Here is a 15,152-nt window from a genome sequence, read left to right on the forward strand (position 1 = left end):
GTGCCCCCGCTCCCGACAGACCTCGGCACGTCGGCGCACCCCCGCGGCGACTAGGCTGGGACGTCGACCCATCCCCCGGTACAGGAGTGAAATGGCCGTTAACTTGGTCAATGTCGAGGCAGTCAGCAAGGTGTACGGAACCCGTGCCCTGCTCGACGGAGTCTCCCTCGGCGTCTCCGAAGGGGACCGCATCGGTGTCGTCGGCCGTAACGGCGACGGCAAGACGACCCTCATCCGCATGCTCGCCAAGCTGGAGGAACCCGACACCGGGCGGGTCACGCAGAGCGGCGGTCTGCGGCTCGGCGTGCTCACGCAGCACGATTCCCTCGATCCCGAGGCGACCGTCCGGCACGAGGTCATCGGCGACATGGCCGACCACGAGTGGGCCGGCAACGCACGGATCCGCGACATCATCACCGGGCTGTTCGGCGATCTGCATCTGCCGGGCTTCGAGCAGGGCCTGGACACCGTCATCGGCCCGCTCTCCGGCGGTGAGCGCCGCCGGATCGCGCTCGCCAAGCTGCTCATCGCCGACCAGGACCTGATCGTTCTCGACGAGCCCACCAACCACCTCGACGTGGAAGGCATCGCCTGGCTGGCGAAGCATCTGCAGGCCCGCCGCTCGGCGCTCGTCTGCGTCACCCACGACCGCTGGTTCCTCGACCAGGTCTGCACCCGGATGTGGGACGTCCAGCGCGGCTCGGTCTTCGAGTACGAGGGCGGCTACAGCGACTACGTCTTCGCGCGCGCCGAGCGCGAGCGCATCGCGGCCACCGAAGAGGCCAAGCGGCAGAACCTGATGCGCAAGGAGCTGGCCTGGCTGCGGCGCGGCGCCCCCGCCCGTACGTCCAAGCCGCGCTACCGCATCGAGGCCGCCAACGAACTGATCGCCGATGTGCCGCCGCCGCGGGACACCAGCGAGCTCATGAAGTTCGCCAACGCCCGCCTCGGCAAGACCGTCTTCGACCTGGAGGACGTGACCGTCACCGCCGGACCGAAGGTGCTGCTGAAGCATCTGACCTGGCAGCTCGGCCCCGGCGACCGACTCGGCCTGGTCGGCGTGAACGGCGCGGGCAAGACCTCGCTGCTGCGCGCGCTCACCGAGGCCGCGCGTACACAGGGCGAGCAGCAGCCCGCGGCCGGGAAGATCACCGTCGGCAGGACCGTGAAGCTGGCGTATCTCTCGCAGGAGGTCGCCGAGCTCGACCCGAACCTGCGGGTGCTGGAGGCCGTGCAGCGGGTGCGCGACCGGGTCGACCTCGGCAAGGGCCGGGAGATGACAGCGGGTCAGCTGTGCGAGCAGTTCGGCTTCACCAAGGAGAAGCAGTGGACTCCGGTCGGCGATCTGTCCGGCGGTGAGCGCCGCCGGCTCCAGATCCTGCGCCTGCTGATGGACGAGCCGAACGTCCTCTTCCTCGACGAGCCCACCAACGACCTCGACATCGAGACGCTGACCCAGCTGGAGGACCTGCTCGACGGCTGGCCGGGCTCGATGGTCGTCATCTCCCACGACCGCTTCTTCATCGAGCGGACGACGGACAAGACGTACGCGCTGCTGGGCGACGCGGCCCTGCGGATGCTGCCGCGCGGCATCGACGAGTACCTGGAGCGCAGGCAGCGGATGATCGAGACCGCGGCTCCGGCGGTGGCCGCGGCGCCCTCCGCCCCGACGACCGAGAAGTCGGCGGCGGACGTGCGGGCGGCGAAGAAGGAACTGCAGAAGATCGAGCGGCAGCTGAACAAGATCTCCGACCGGGAGACCAACCTGCACGCCCAAATCGCCGATAACGCCACGGACTTCGAGAAGGTGGCGAAGCTGGACACGGAGTTGCGTGAACTGATCGGCGAGCGGGACGAGTTGGAGATGCGCTGGCTCGAGCTGGCCGAGGAGGCGTAGCCAACCCGGCGTGACGGCCGCGGCGTAGAGAAGCCGTGGAGAGCACGTAACAACCCCATCACGGGCCGGTTCTCCCTTGGGAACAGGGGAGACCGGCCCCTCGTTCGCGGGTCCCCGGGTGATAGAAAGAAGCCCCGCTCGACTGACGTGAAACAGCGGGAGCCGTGTCCGAATCGCTCCCTTCCGGAGCGAAGGCTCGGCGGATCAGCGGGGGAGACCGGCTCGGACAGCGGGCCGCACCAGGGGGAGGTGCCGATGACTCAGCCGCCCGGCCAACAGCAGCCGCCGCGGGGTGTGTTCGGCGTTTCTCAGGGTTCGCAGCAGGGGTTTTTTCCGCCGCCCGCCCAGCCGCCCGGACCGTACGGCGGCGACGGCCTTCGGCAAGTGACCGTGCAGCGAGGCACTCGGACGTCCCGACTCCTTCTCCCATCTCCCCATTTCCAGAGGTAATCACCCCATGACACAGCCGCCGAACCAGCCCCCGCAGCCGCCGAACCAGCCCCCGCAGGGAGGTTTCGGCGCTCCTCAGCCGCCAGCGCAGCCGCCGCAGATGCCGCCCGCCCCGCCGCAGGGGGCGCCGCCCGGCGCGCCCGGTTACGGCTATCCGCAGCAGCCCGCCCATCCCGGTTACGGCTACCCGCCCCAGGCTCCCGGCCAGCCGGGTCCGTACAACCAGCAGCCCGGACCGTACAACCAGCAGCCCGGTCCCTACGGCGGCTACCCCACGCAGCCGCAGTACCCGGGAGCGCCCACTCCCCCCGGCAGCGGCGGCGGCTTCTTCAAGGGCAAGCCCGGCGTCATCATCGGCGCGGCCGTGGCCGGTCTGCTGGTGATCGGCGGCGGAACCTACCTCGCCCTCAGCGGTGGTGACGACAAGAAGGACGGGAAGAACGTCAGCAAGAGCGACGACCCCAAGCCCACCGGCTCGGAGTCCGTCGACCAGGGCGACGGCAGCGGCGACGGCCGCGGTGGCAACGACGACCTCAACGCCGGGCGCAAGCCGGGCGAGGCGAAGGTTCTCTTCCTGTCGAAGAACGATGTCGACCTGCCGCGCAACGGCGCCGAGGTCTTCGGCCCCTGGGTGGCCGGCGACACCGTCGCCAAGGCCATGTACAAGGAGGTCGTCGGCTACTCGGTGACCGACGGCAAGAAGAAGTGGAGCGTCCCGCTCAGCGCCGAGGTGTGCTCCGCAGCCGTGCAGACCACCACCGACGGCAAGATCGTCGTGGGCGTCAAGAACGGCCTCACCGAGAAGGCCAAGTGCCTCGATCTGCAGATGATCGACCTGAAGACGGGCAAGGCAGGCTGGAAGAAGTCGATTCCGAAGAACACCGGCCTCTTCTCCCTCTCCGACTTCACCCTGTCGATCAGCGGCAACACCCTCGCCGCGGGCGGCAGCGGCAACTCGTACGGCTTCTCGATGACCGACGGAAAGCAGATCTTCAAGGGCCCGAGCGAGGGCTGCAAGCCCGAGGCTTTCGCGGGCGGCCCCAAGCTGCTCGCCGTCGCGGCCTGCCCCACCTCGGACTACAACAAGCCCAAACAGCAGCTGTCGGAGGTCGATCCGGCAACCGGCAAGGCCAAGTGGACGTACAACGCACCCGAAGGCTGGGAGATCGACAAGGTCTACTCGGCCAGCCCGGTCGTCATCTCGCTGACCCAGCGTGAGCCGAAGAAGTGGTCGATCGTCGCGCTGACCGACAACGGCAGGCCGCGCTCGCAGATCCAGGGCGGCAAGGACAAGTTCGCGCCGCGCTGCGGCGGGGCGTTCGTGGTCTTCGGTCACAACCTGGAGGGCTGCACCGGCGTGGCCGCCGATGCCTCCACCTTCTACATGGCGACGGAGACCGCCTACGGCACCGCCAACGACGTCGTCGCGTTCAGCCTCGACACCGGCAAGGAGAAGTGGCGTTCGCCCGCCGGCGGCAAGCACAAGATGACGCCGCTGCGCATGGAGAACGGAAGCGTCCTCGTCTACATGGACGCGTCGTACGACGCGGGCGGCGCGGTCGCCACGATCGCGCCGACGGGTGGCGCGCCGAAGGTGCTGCTGCAGCACCCGGCATCGACCGCCGAGATCGAGAGCTCCTTCTTCTCCTCGAAGATGGCGTACGCGGACGGCCGGTTCTTCCTCGCCAGCGGCCGCGTCAGCGCCAGTAACGACGCGGAGGAGAAGGAGACGAAGACCATGATCGCCTTCGGCAAGTGACCGCGTCCTGAGCCCTTTTGACCCACGTCCCCTCTCCAGCATCCTTCCGAGGTAGTACGCCATGACGCAGCCGCCCCCGCCGCCCAACCAGCCACCGGGCCAGCCACCACAGGGTGGCTTCGGCGCGCCCCAGGACCCTGTCCCGGGAGGCTTCGGAGCGCCGACGCCGCCCCCGCAGGATCCTTCGTACGGCTATCCGCAGACCCCGCCGCCCGCCCAGCCGCCGCAGGGGCAGCCCGGTTACGCCTACCCGCAGGCGCCGGGGCAGGTGCCGGGCTACGGATATCCGCAGGGCCAGCCCCAGCCCCAGCCCCAGGGCCAGCCCGGCTACGGGTACCCGACGCAGCCCATGCAGCCGCAGTACATGCCGCCCCAGCCGGGCGGCGGCAGCGGCGGCAAGAAGCTGAGCACCCAGATGCAGATCATCATCGCGGCGTCCGTCGCCGTCGTGCTGATCGTCGCCGGCGGTATCTGGTTCGCCTCCAAGGACGACGGGGGTGAGGGCAAGAAGGACGAGGCCAAGAACAGCGCCGGCGGCTCAACCAGCGGCTCCGACGGCGGCGGCAGCGGTGGCGGCAAGGCCGCCGACGGCCCCGGCAAGGAGAAGGCACCCGCGAACATCCACTCCAAGGTGGCCTTCCAGCTGCCGGAGCCCGCGATTACCGACATCACCAGCGTCAAGGGCTCCTGGGTCACCGACAAGGCCTACGTCAAGCCGGGCGTCAACTCCCTTGTCGCTTACGACGCGGCCAAGGGCAGCCCGGTGTGGACCCTTCCGCTCCCCGGCCAGATCTGCGCGGCTTCCCGCCACCTCTCCGAGGACAACAAGGCCGCGATCGTCTTCGAGGCCGCCAAGCGGAAGCCCCCGAAGAACTACCAGTCCTGCACCGAGGTCGGCGTCGTCGACCTGGGCACCGGCAAGCTGCTGTGGAGCAAGTCCGTCACCGGCACCTCCAGCGGTGACGGCAAGATCAAGTTCAGCGAGGTCACCCAGAGCGGCACCACGGTCGCCGCGGGCGGCACCGACGGCGGCGCGGCCTTCGACCTCAACAGCGGCGCCGTCCGCTGGAAGCCCAAGACCGACGCCGAGGGCTGCTACGACATGGGCTACGGCGGCGGCCCGGCGCTCGTCGCCGTCCGCAAGTGCGGTACGTACGACAGCCCGCAGGTCGTCATCCAGAGCCTGAACCCGGACAACGGCACCCCCGCCTTCTCCTACAAGCTGCCGCCCGGCGTCGAATACGCGAGCATCGTCTCGACCAAGCCGCTGGTCGTCGCCGCCGATGTCGGCGACACCGGCTCGCGCGGCATCTCGGACTTCTTCTCGATCGACGACAAGGGCGCCCTGCGCAGCAAGATCTCGGCGACGGGCGACAAGTTCACGGCCAGGTGCGGCTCCACCGAGGTGGAGACCTGCCAGAAGGTCCTCGTCGGCAACGGCAGGCTGTATCTGCCGACGGCCGAGCACGAGGGCACCGGGGAGTACGGCCAGACCAACGAGATCGTCTCCTACGACCTCGCCACCGGAAAGCCCACCAGCGACCGCGCGGACGCGGGCGACCGGTTCACGATGTTCCCGATCCGGATGGACGGCGGCAACGTCATCGCGTACAAGTGGCCCCCCTACGACAAGGGCGGCCAGATCGTCAGCATCGACGGTGCCACCTTCAAGCAGACGGTGCTGATGGACAATCCGGCCGACAAGGCGGTACGGGAGGCGGAGACCAGCTATTCCACCGACGGCGCCGAGTACCGGTATACGAACGGGCGGCTGTATATCGGAGCCACCCTGATGAGCAAGCGGACTTCGTCCTCGTTCGGGAAGAAGTACCTGACGGTCGCCTTCAGCACGGCGGACTGACACCCCACAGGCGGCGCGATTCGGCCCCCGGCCCGGCACATTGGATCACCGATGTGCCGGGCCTCGGTCATAAGTAGCCCTGTTTGGCGAAGAATTCGGCACTCTGTGGGGCTTCTGCCGAGTTAGGGGCGCGCGATCTCGAACAAGCGTGTAGCTTGCCGGGTCAGAGGGCCGGGGGGCCAGCTCGCGGGGATGGGGGTTGCTCGATGGGCGTGCGGCTCATGGTGCTCGATGATCACCGACTGCTCGCCGAGGCGCTCGCCTCGGCCCTGAAGCTGCGCGGGCACCGGGTGCTCGCGGCGGCGGCCCCCGCGGCCGGCGCGGCCGACCTGGTGGTCAGCAGGGCGCCGGAGGTGTGCCTGCTGGGCACAGCGACGCCCGCGGAACCGGGCGCCTTCGACCCCATCGTCAAGATCAAGCGGGAACGCCCGCAGGTGGCCGTTGTGGTGCTCGGCCCAGTGCCCAGCCCGCGCGGGATCGCCGCGGCCTTCGCGGCCGGCGCCTCCGGTTATGTACGCCACGACGAGCGCATCGAGGGTGTCGAACGCGCCATGGTCAAGGCGCGGGCGGGCGAGGCGGTGGTGGCTCCGCAGCTGCTGCAGGGCGCGTTCGCCGAACTGCTCAACCCGGCCGCCCAGCCGGACGACGAGGGGCAGCGGCTGCTCCAGCTGCTCACCCCGCGCGAGGTCGAGGTGCTGGTGCGGGTCACGGAGGGCGAGGACACCCGGCTGATCGCGGCGGGCATGGGGATCGCGCCGAGCACGGCCCGTACGCATGTACAGCGGGTACTGATGAAGCTGGGGGTCGGCTCCCGCCTGGAGGCGGCGGCCCTGGCCGCCCGCACCGGGCTCCTCGACCGGGCGTCGATCGTCTCGCCGCCGTTGCCCGGACCGGGCGTGGATCTCAGCTGACCCTGCCTGCTACGGCTGGCGCAGCCGCGCCCGGTGACGTTCCCCCGCTTTCCGTGCGGCTGCCCCGGGCCAACACGTAGCTGAGCTGTCATCCGAAACGTATGCACATACCTGCGTGCAAGCGCTCTCTGCTGCCTGCACCACCCATTGACGTGGCCTGTTGGCTTGTGATTTGTTATGTTCGTTTCTGTGTGTTGGGAGGCTGAGGGAGCCCAGGTGAAGAAGACGTCGACCCGGCTCGCCGACGGTCGTGAGCTGCTCTACTACGACTCCCGCGACGACGCCGTACGCGATGCCGTCGACCGGCGGCCGCTCGATCCCATCTCCACCACCTCCGAGATCCGCCACGACCCGCTGCTCGGCGACTGTGTCGCCATCGCCTCGCACCGCCAGGCCCGCACCTACCACCCGCCGGCCGACGAATGCCCCCTCTGTCCGTCCCGGGACGGCCGCCTCAGCGAGATCCCCGCCGCCGACTACGACGTCGCCGTCTTCGAGAACCGCTTTCCGTCCCTGGCCGGCGACTCGGGCCGCTGCGAGGTCGTCTGCTTCACCTCCGACCATGACGCCTCCTTCGCCGACCTCAGCGAAGCGCAGGCCGCCCTCGTCCTCGACGCCTGGACCGACCGCACCGCCGACCTGGCCGAACTCCCGCAGGTGGAGCAGGTCTTCTGCTTCGAGAACCGGGGCGCGGAGATCGGCGTCACGCTGGGGCATCCGCACGGGCAGATCTACGCGTACCCCTTTGTGACGCCCCGGACCGCGCTCATGCTGCACTCTGCCGCCGAGCACCGGGCCAGAACCGGGCGCAATCTCTTCGACGAGGTCGTGGAGCGGGAGCGCGCGCACGGCGTACGGGTGGTGCTGGAGGGCGGGCACTGGGTCGCCTTCGTGCCGTACGCGGCGCACTGGCCCTACGAGGTGCATCTCTACCCGCGCCGGCGGGTCCCGGACCTGCGGGCGCTGGACGAGGCGGCGCGCACAGAGTTCCCACAGGTCTATCTGGAACTGTTGAGGCGCTTCGACCGGATCTTCGGGGATGCCGAGCCGCCGACGCCGTACATCGCGGCCTGGCACCAGGCGCCCTTCCGTGACGTCAACCGGAGTGACTTCGGGCTGCATCTCGAGCTTTTCACCATCCGCCGCACTTCCGGCAAGCTGAAGTTCCTCGCGGGTTCCGAGTCCGGTATGAGCGTGTTCATCAACGATGTGCCGCCGGAGACCGCGGCCGAGCGACTGCGAGAGGTAGCGAGCGAGTGAGCAAGACTGTATCCACCCGGGGGGCGACCCCCGGACCCCCGAAATACCTGGTCACAGGCGGTGCGGGATATGTCGGCAGCGTGGTGGCGCAGCACCTGCTGGAGGCCGGGCACGAGGTCACCGTCCTCGACAACCTCTCGACCGGCTTCCGCGAGGGCGTCCCCGCGGGCGCGGACTTCGTCGAGGGCGACATCCGCGATGCGGCCAGGTGGCTGAACTCTTCGTACGACGCGGTGCTGCACTTCGCGGCCTGCTCGCAGGTCGGCGAGTCCGTGATCAAGCCCGAGAAGTACTGGGCGAACAACGTCGGCGGGACGATGGAACTGCTCGCGGCCATGCGGTCCGCGGGAGTGCGCAAGCTGGTCTTCTCCTCCACCGCGGCGACGTACGGCGAACCCGTCTCCACGCCCATCACGGAGACCGACCCGACGGCCCCCACCAGCCCGTACGGCGCGTCCAAGCTGGCCGTCGACCACATGATCACGGGGGAGGCGGTGGCGCACGGCCTCGCGGCGGTGTCGCTGAGGTACTTCAACGTGGCAGGCGCGTACGGCACGCCTTCACATGTCATGGTCGGCGAGCGCCACGACCCCGAGTCGCACCTCATCCCGCTCGTGCTGCAGGTCGCGCTCGGAAAGCGGCAGTCGATCTCCGTCTTCGGGGACGACTACCCGACGCCGGACGGCACGTGCGTACGCGACTACATCCATGTCGCGGACCTCGCCGACGCCCATCTGCTCGCGCTGGACGCGGCGAAGCCCGGCGAGCACCTGATCTGCAACCTCGGCAACGGCAACGGCTTCTCGGTCCGCGAGGTCATCGAGACCGTACGGAAGGTCACCGGGCACCCCGTCCCGGAGGTCGTTGCGGCACGCCGCGGCGGCGACCCGGCGGTGCTCGTCGCCTCCGCGGCCACCGCGCAGGAACGCCTGGGCTGGCAGCCGAGCCGTTCGGATCTGGCGGGAATCGTGTCGGACGCCTGGGACTTCGCCCAAGGGAGGAACAACGGGGCATGAGCGACGGTGTGTGGGCGGCGCCAGGACGGGTGAATCTGATCGGTGAACACACCGATTACAACGACGGTTTCGTGATGCCTTTCGCGCTGCCCCACACCACCGTCGCGACTCTTTCGCGACGCGACGACGGGGTGCTGCGGCTGCACTCGGCGGACGTCGGGGGCGGGGCGGTGGAACTGCGCGTCGACGACCTGGAGCCCGGGCGCGGCCCCGGCGGCTGGACCGACTACCCGGCGGGCGTGGTCTGGGCGCTGCGGGACGCGGGCCACGCGGTGGGCGGTGCGGACATCCACTACGAGTCGACGGTCCCGACCGGCGCGGGCCTGTCCTCGTCGGCGGCGCTCGAGGTCGTCACGGCGCTGGCCCTGAACGACCTGTACGAACTGGGCCTGGAGCGGCGGCGCATGGCCCGGCTGTGCCGGCGCGCCGAGAACGTCTACGTCGGCGCGCCCACCGGAATCATGGACCAGACGGCCTCGGCCTGCTGCACCGCGGGCCACGCCCTGCACCTGGACACCCGGGACCTCTCCCAGCGCCAGATCCCCCTCGACCTGGCGGCGCTCGGCCTCGAACTCCTGGTGGTCGACACCCGCGTGAAGCACGCCCACAGCGAGGGCGAGTACGGCAATCGCCGCGCGGGCTGCGAATCGGCCGCGGCGGCGCTCGGCGTCCCCGCGCTGCGGGACGTCCCGTACACCGGTCTGGAGGCGGCACTGGCCCGGCTGGAGGACCCCGAAGTACGCCCGCTGGTGCGGCACATCGTGACGGAGAACCACCGGGTCGAGCGGGTGATCGCGCTCCTGGAGTCCGGCGATGTCCGCGCGATCGGCCCTGTCCTGACCGAGGGCCATGCCTCGCTGCGGGACGACTTCCGCGTCTCCTGCCCGGAGCTGGACCTGGTGGTCGACACGGCCCTCGCGTCGGGCGCGCTGGGCGCGCGGATGACGGGGGGCGGCTTCGGGGGGTCGGCGATCGTCCTCACGGAGACGTCGATGGCGGCGACCGTGCGCACGTCGCTCCTGAAGTCCTTCGCGGCGCAGGGCCGCACGGAGCCGCGGATCTTCACGGCGATCCCGTCCGCGGGCGCGACGCGCGTGTCCTGAGCGGGACGTGCCGCGCCGGACGGGCCGGATGTGCGGCTCTGCCGTATGTGTCACAGCCGGGAAGGGGCGGGGGAACGACCCCGTCTGCGCCGATCTTTGTCGACTTCTGTCTCAATACGAAACAGGAGGCACACCCTGAACAGCCTGGCCAATCAGTTCTGCAAATAGCCTTCCGCTCCGGCCACCCAGCCGTACGCTGATGCTCAGCACCGGTGGGGGCCGGTGTTGATCAGGGGGCGAGACAGTCGGGTACGACGCCCGGGGCGGGGTATCAGTCACAGCACGGCGGCGGCCGAGCGACCGCTGCAGTACCCCATTTCTCCGGGCGCCGTACCCGCGCCGGTCCGTCCTCCGACACTGGGGGTGTCTGTGGTTCGTATCCGGGTCCTGGTGGTGGACGACCACCGCATCTTCGCCGAGTCGCTCGCTGCCGCGCTCGCCGCCGAGCCCGACGTCGACGTCGCCGCGGCCGGCAGCGGTCCGGCCGCGCTGCGGTGTCTGGAGCGTGCGGCCGTCGAGGGGCGCAGATTCGATGTCATGCTCGTCGACGCCGACCTCGGCACCCAGCCGGTGCCCGGCGCCCGCGCCGTGGTCGCCCGCGCCGTGCCGGACAACGGCGAGGAGAGCCTCGTCGACGGAATCTCCCTGGTCGCCGGGGTGCGTTCCGGCCAGCCAGCGGTCCGTACCGTCGTGCTCGCCGAGAAGGACGACCCGCGCCGCGCCGCCCTCGCGCTCCAGGCCGGTGCCTCCGGCTGGGTCGCCAAGGACTGCTCGTTGCAGCGGCTGCTCGCGGTGATACGGGGCGTGCTGCGGGACGAGACGCATCTGCCGCCCGCCCTGCTCACGGGCGTACTAAGGGAGTTGACCGCGGCCCGCAAGCACCGCACCGAGAGCGAACGGCTCGTGGAGTCGCTGACCCCGCGCGAGCGTGAGGTACTGCGCTGTATGGTCGCGGGCCTGGGGCGCAAGGCCGTCGCCGAGCGCCTGTTTCTGTCTCCGCACACCGTCCGCACGCATATGCAGAACGTTTTGGGGAAGCTCGGCGTCCATTCCACCCTCGCCGCGGTCGCTCTCGCGCGCCGCGCAGGCGTCGGTCCGGTCGACCTAGCCGGGGACGTTGTCGAACGGGGCGGTCAACTGGCGTAGCAAGGCGGCCAGTTCGGCCCGCTGCGCCCGCGACAGTTCGGAGAGGATCGCGCGCTCCTGCGCGAGCAGCCCGGCCAGAGCCTGGTCCGCGCGGTCCCGCCCCTCGGGGGTGAGGCGCACCAGCACCCCCCGCCGGTCACTGGGGTCGGGCAGTCGCTCCACCAGGTCCTTCTTGGCGAGCCGGTCGATACGATTGGTCATCGTGCCGGAGGTGACCAGGGTCTGGGTCAGCAGCTGGCCGGGCGAGAGCTGATACGGAGCCCCCGCGCGCCGCAGCGAGGTGAGCACGTCGAACTCCCACGGCTCCAGATTGTGCTCGGAGAAGGCGAGCCTGCGGGCCCGGTCGAGATGGCGGGCGAGCCGGGAGACGCGGCTGAGCACCTCGAGCGGTTCCACGTCGAGGTCGGGGCGCTCACGGCGCCATGCTGCGACCAGTCGATCGACCTCGTCCTCCATGTCGATCAGTGTAGAGGGTCTGTCGACGTGAAGTCTCTTGACATCAAGATATACTAGGGCTCAACCTTGGGCATGGTCGGGCCGGAACCTCGTTCCGCTTCGGCACACCGTTCCACTCAAGGGGGCTCGAACATGCATTCCGGCCAACCAACCTGGGATCCACATCAGTACCTGCGCCATGCAGGGCACCGGACCCGGCCGTTCCTGGACCTGCTCAACCGAATACCGCAGCTGCCGGACCACGGCAGGCCCGCCCGTATCGCGGACATCGGCTGCGGCCCCGGCAATGTCACCGCACTGCTCGCCGACCGCTGGCCCCAGGCCCACATCACCGGCTTCGACCTCTCTCCCGAGATGCTCGCGATCGCGGAGAAGGAACACGCGGGCACCACGGCCGGCGGCGGCTGGCTCGACTTCAGGCTCGCCGACGCCGCGCACTGGACCCCCGAGGCACCGTACGACCTGATCGTCTCCAACGCCGCACTGCAATGGGTGCCCAACCATCCCGAGTCCTTTCCCCTCTGGGTCGACGGCCTCAACCCCGGCGGCACCCTCGCCTTCCAGGTACCCGGCAACTTCACCTCCCCCAGCCACGCCCTGCTCGCCGAACTCTGCGGCACCCCGCAGTGGCGCGAGCGCCTGGGCGACCACGGCCGCCACTACGTGCACATCCTGGAACCGGCCGACTACCTCGGCCGCCTGGTGAATCTCGGCTGCGAGAGCGACACCTGGGAAACCACCTATCTCCAACTCCTCACCGGTGAGGACCCGGTGCTCGACTGGGTCAAGGGCACGGCCCTGCGCCCGGTCCTGACCGAACTCGCGGACGATCCCGACGCGGAGCACGAATTCCTCGGCCAGTACCGCGACCTGCTCCGCAAGGCCTACCCGCCGGGCCCGCACGGCACGGTGTTCCCGTTCCGCCGCGTTTTCGCCGTCGCACGAAAGGGGTCGTGATGCTGGCCGCTGTTGACCATGTCCAACTCGCCGCGCCCGCAGGGGCGGAGGACGCCCTGCGCGCGTACTACACCGATGTGCTCGGCATGACGGAGATCCCCAAGCCCCCGGTCCTCGCCGCCCGCGGCGGCGTCTGGTTCCTGGGGGCACCTCCCACGCCGAAGGCTGTGGGGGAAGGAGCCGTCCAGCTCCATCTGGGCATCGAGACTGACTTCCGGCCGGCGAAGAAGGCGCACCCGGGCCTGCGGGTCACCCGGATCGAGGCGTATGCCGCGCGGCTTCAGGAGCACGGCGCGAAGGTGATCTGGGACGACAGCCGCCCCGGCCACCGTCGCTTCTACTCCGAGGACCCGGTCGGCAACCGGCTGGAGTTCCTGGAGCCGACGGGGACGGGGGCCCTCTGAGCACGCGGGAGCGCCCCGCCCACCGGCGATCCGGCGTGACGGGGCGCTGCGCGAACGGGATCCGGGAACATCGGATACACCGCGAGCCCGGTCAGCTCTTGCGGTGCCCGATCAGCCGCGGCTTCTGCTCCAGACCGTCCAGGCCGTGCCACGCCAGATTCACCAGATGCGCCGCGACCTCGGCCTTCTTGGGGCGGCGGGCGTCCACCCACCACTGGCCCGTCAGCGCGACCATGCCGACCAGCGCCTGGGCGTACAGCGGAGCCAGCTTCGGATCGAAGCCCCGGGCCTTGAACTCCAGGCCGAGGATGTCCTCGACCTGGGTCGCGATATCACTGATCAGCGAGGCGAACGTGCCCGTCGACTGGGCGACGGGCGAGTCACGGACGAGGATGCGGAAACCGTCCGTGTACATCTCGATGTAGTCGAGCAGCGCGAACGCCGCCTGTTCGAGCAGCTCCCGCGGGTGCCCCGCGGTCAGCGCGCCGGTCACCATGTCGAGCAACTGGCGCATCTCGCGGTCGACCACGACGGCGTACAGCCCCTCCTTGCCGCCGAAGTGCTCGTACACCACCGGCTTGGAGACACCCGCCTTCGCGGCGATCTCCTCGACCGACGTGCCCTCGAAGCCCTTCTCGGCGAACAGGGTGCGGCCGATGTCCAGCAGCTGCTCCCGGCGCTCCGCCCCGGTCATCCGGACACGACGGGCCCGCCGGCTTCCGGAGGGCCGCTTCTTGTCCGTACCGCTGCTACTGCCGTCGATCGCCACGTCCTCAATCATGCCGGGTCGGCTGCCTCGCCCTGGCGCCGGGCTTCGATACGGGACGCGCTCGGCCAGCGCACGTCGTACGCCCAGCCCAGCTTTTCGAACCAGCGGATCAGCCGGGCACTGGAGTCGACCTGGCCGCGCAGCACGCCGTGGCGCGCGCTCGTCGGCTCGGCGTGGTGGAGGTTGTGCCAGGACTCGCCGCAGGACAGCACCGCCAGCCACCAGACATTGCCCGAACGGTCGCGGGACTTGAAGGGGCGCTTGCCGACCGCGTGGCAGATCGAATTGATCGACCAGGTGACGTGGTGCAGCAGCGCGACCCGCACGAGCGAGCCCCAGAAGAAGGCGGTGAAGGCGCCCCACCACGACATCGTCACCAGGCCGCCGACCAGTGGCGGGATCGCGAGCGAGAGGATCGTCCAGTAGATGAAGTCACGGGAGATCCGGACCAGCGCCGGGTCCTTGATCAGGTCCGGTGCGTACTTGTGCTGCGGCGTGCGCTCCTCGTCGAACATCCAGGCGATGTGCGCCCACCACAGGCCCTTCATCAGCGCGGGGACACTCTCGCCGAAACGCCAGGGCGAGTGCGGGTCGCCCTCGGCGTCGGAGAACTTGTGGTGCTTGCGGTGGTCGGCCACCCAGCGCACCAACGGGCCCTCGACGGCCAGCGAGCCCATGACCGCGAGCGCGATCCGCAGCGGGCGCTTCGCCTTGAAGGAGCCGTGGGTGAAATAGCGGTGGAAACCGATCGTGATGCCGTGGCAGCCGATGTAGTACATGGCCACGAGCAGGCCAAGATCCAGCCAGCTCACCCCCCATCCCCAGGCCAGCGGCACGGCCGCGAGCAGGGCGACGAAGGGCACCGTGATGAAGAGCAGCAGGGCGATCTGCTCGATCGACCGCTTGCTGTCCCCGCTGAGCGTGGCATACGGGAGGTCGGCCGACGGGGTCTCGGGGGCGTCGTTCAGCAGATCGGGGCTTGTCGTCATGGGGGTTCCCCTGTGGGGTGAGAGATCACAACAGATACCGCGTTACGGATGCGTAACCTACGGCAACGTAAGTATGGCAGTGCCCAGCCTCGCGGCAAGAGACCTGTGGAGAACGGCGGCGAACGGCAAAGAAAAGGCCACCTATCCTGGGTGTCGTCGGACAGCGCGGTCCGC

At 69.7% G+C, this 15,152-nt stretch carries 13 protein-coding genes; 10 read left to right on the forward strand and 3 right to left on the reverse strand.

All coding sequences use genetic code 11. The features are described 5' to 3' along the window. Nucleotides 1–91: 91 nt before the first annotated feature. The 8 genes from OHA61_RS23000 (at nt 92) to OHA61_RS23035 (ending at nt 11,403) form a co-directional block, all read left to right on the forward strand. A complete protein-coding gene (locus OHA61_RS23000; RefSeq protein WP_406304628.1) occupies nt 92–1,897 on the forward strand; it encodes an ABC-F family ATP-binding cassette domain-containing protein in 1,806 nt (601 codons plus the stop codon). A 457-nt stretch (nt 1,898–2,354) separates the two neighbouring features. Continuing rightward, nucleotides 2,355–4,106, forward strand: a complete 1,752-nt coding sequence (locus tag OHA61_RS23005; RefSeq protein WP_406304629.1) for a PQQ-binding-like beta-propeller repeat protein — start codon at nt 2,355–2,357, stop codon at nt 4,104–4,106. Between the two features lie 61 nt (nt 4,107–4,167). Beyond that, entirely contained in the window at nt 4,168–5,967 is a 1,800-nt protein-coding gene (locus OHA61_RS23010; RefSeq protein WP_406304630.1) for a PQQ-binding-like beta-propeller repeat protein, read from the forward strand. A 206-nt stretch (nt 5,968–6,173) separates the two neighbouring features. Continuing rightward, a complete protein-coding gene (locus OHA61_RS23015) occupies nt 6,174–6,878 on the forward strand; it encodes a LuxR C-terminal-related transcriptional regulator (RefSeq protein ID WP_406304631.1) in 705 nt (234 codons plus the stop codon). A gap of 216 nt (nt 6,879–7,094) precedes the next feature. After that, nucleotides 7,095–8,138: a galactose-1-phosphate uridylyltransferase gene (gene galT / locus OHA61_RS23020; RefSeq protein ID WP_406304632.1), complete on the forward strand. Its 1,044-nt coding sequence runs from the start codon at nt 7,095–7,097 to the stop codon at nt 8,136–8,138. Continuing rightward, nucleotides 8,135–9,154: a UDP-glucose 4-epimerase GalE gene (gene galE, locus OHA61_RS23025; RefSeq protein ID WP_406304633.1), complete on the forward strand. Its 1,020-nt coding sequence runs from the start codon at nt 8,135–8,137 to the stop codon at nt 9,152–9,154. The genes galT and galE overlap by 4 nt, the downstream gene beginning before the upstream one ends. After that, nucleotides 9,151–10,257 carry a galactokinase gene (gene galK, locus OHA61_RS23030; RefSeq protein ID WP_406304634.1) on the forward strand — a complete coding sequence of 369 codons (1,107 nt, stop codon included), beginning with the start codon at nt 9,151–9,153 and terminating at the stop codon, nt 10,255–10,257. The genes galE and galK overlap by 4 nt, the downstream gene beginning before the upstream one ends. A gap of 369 nt (nt 10,258–10,626) precedes the next feature. Beyond that, entirely contained in the window at nt 10,627–11,403 is a 777-nt protein-coding gene (locus OHA61_RS23035; protein WP_266478692.1) for a response regulator transcription factor, read from the forward strand. On the opposite strand, the gene tamR is transcribed toward OHA61_RS23035, so the two are convergent. Further along, nucleotides 11,362–11,859: a MarR family transcriptional regulator TamR gene (tamR, locus tag OHA61_RS23040; RefSeq protein ID WP_324973496.1), complete on the reverse strand. Its 498-nt coding sequence runs from the start codon at nt 11,857–11,859 to the stop codon at nt 11,362–11,364. The two genes, OHA61_RS23035 and tamR, sit on opposite strands and share 42 nt — an antisense overlap. 132 nt (nt 11,860–11,991) lie before the next feature. Between tamR and OHA61_RS23045 the strand changes: the two genes are divergently transcribed. Both OHA61_RS23045 and OHA61_RS23050 read left to right on the forward strand, forming a co-directional pair. Further along, complete coding sequence (locus OHA61_RS23045) at nt 11,992–12,816, forward strand: trans-aconitate 2-methyltransferase (protein ID WP_406304635.1); 825 nt, start codon at nt 11,992–11,994, stop codon at nt 12,814–12,816. Further along, a complete protein-coding gene (locus OHA61_RS23050) occupies nt 12,816–13,220 on the forward strand; it encodes a VOC family protein (protein WP_406304636.1) in 405 nt (134 codons plus the stop codon). The genes OHA61_RS23045 and OHA61_RS23050 overlap by 1 nt, the downstream gene beginning before the upstream one ends. Before the next feature lie 91 nt (nt 13,221–13,311). Here OHA61_RS23050 and OHA61_RS23055 read toward each other — a convergent pair whose 3' ends face one another. Beyond that, nucleotides 13,312–14,001, reverse strand: coding sequence for a TetR/AcrR family transcriptional regulator (locus tag OHA61_RS23055; RefSeq protein WP_324973505.1), 690 nt, complete (start codon nt 13,999–14,001; stop codon nt 13,312–13,314). Continuing rightward, the gene (locus OHA61_RS23060; protein ID WP_406304637.1) at nt 13,998–14,978 is read right to left on the reverse strand and encodes an acyl-CoA desaturase; all 981 of its coding nucleotides are present in this window, start codon (nt 14,976–14,978) and stop codon (nt 13,998–14,000) included. Before OHA61_RS23060 ends, OHA61_RS23055 begins: the two co-directional genes overlap by 4 nt. Between the last annotated feature and the right edge of the window lie 174 nt (nt 14,979–15,152).

It is taken from the genome of Streptomyces sp. NBC_00885 (genome assembly GCF_045207475.1).
Classification (GTDB): domain Bacteria; phylum Actinomycetota; class Actinomycetes; order Streptomycetales; family Streptomycetaceae; genus Streptomyces.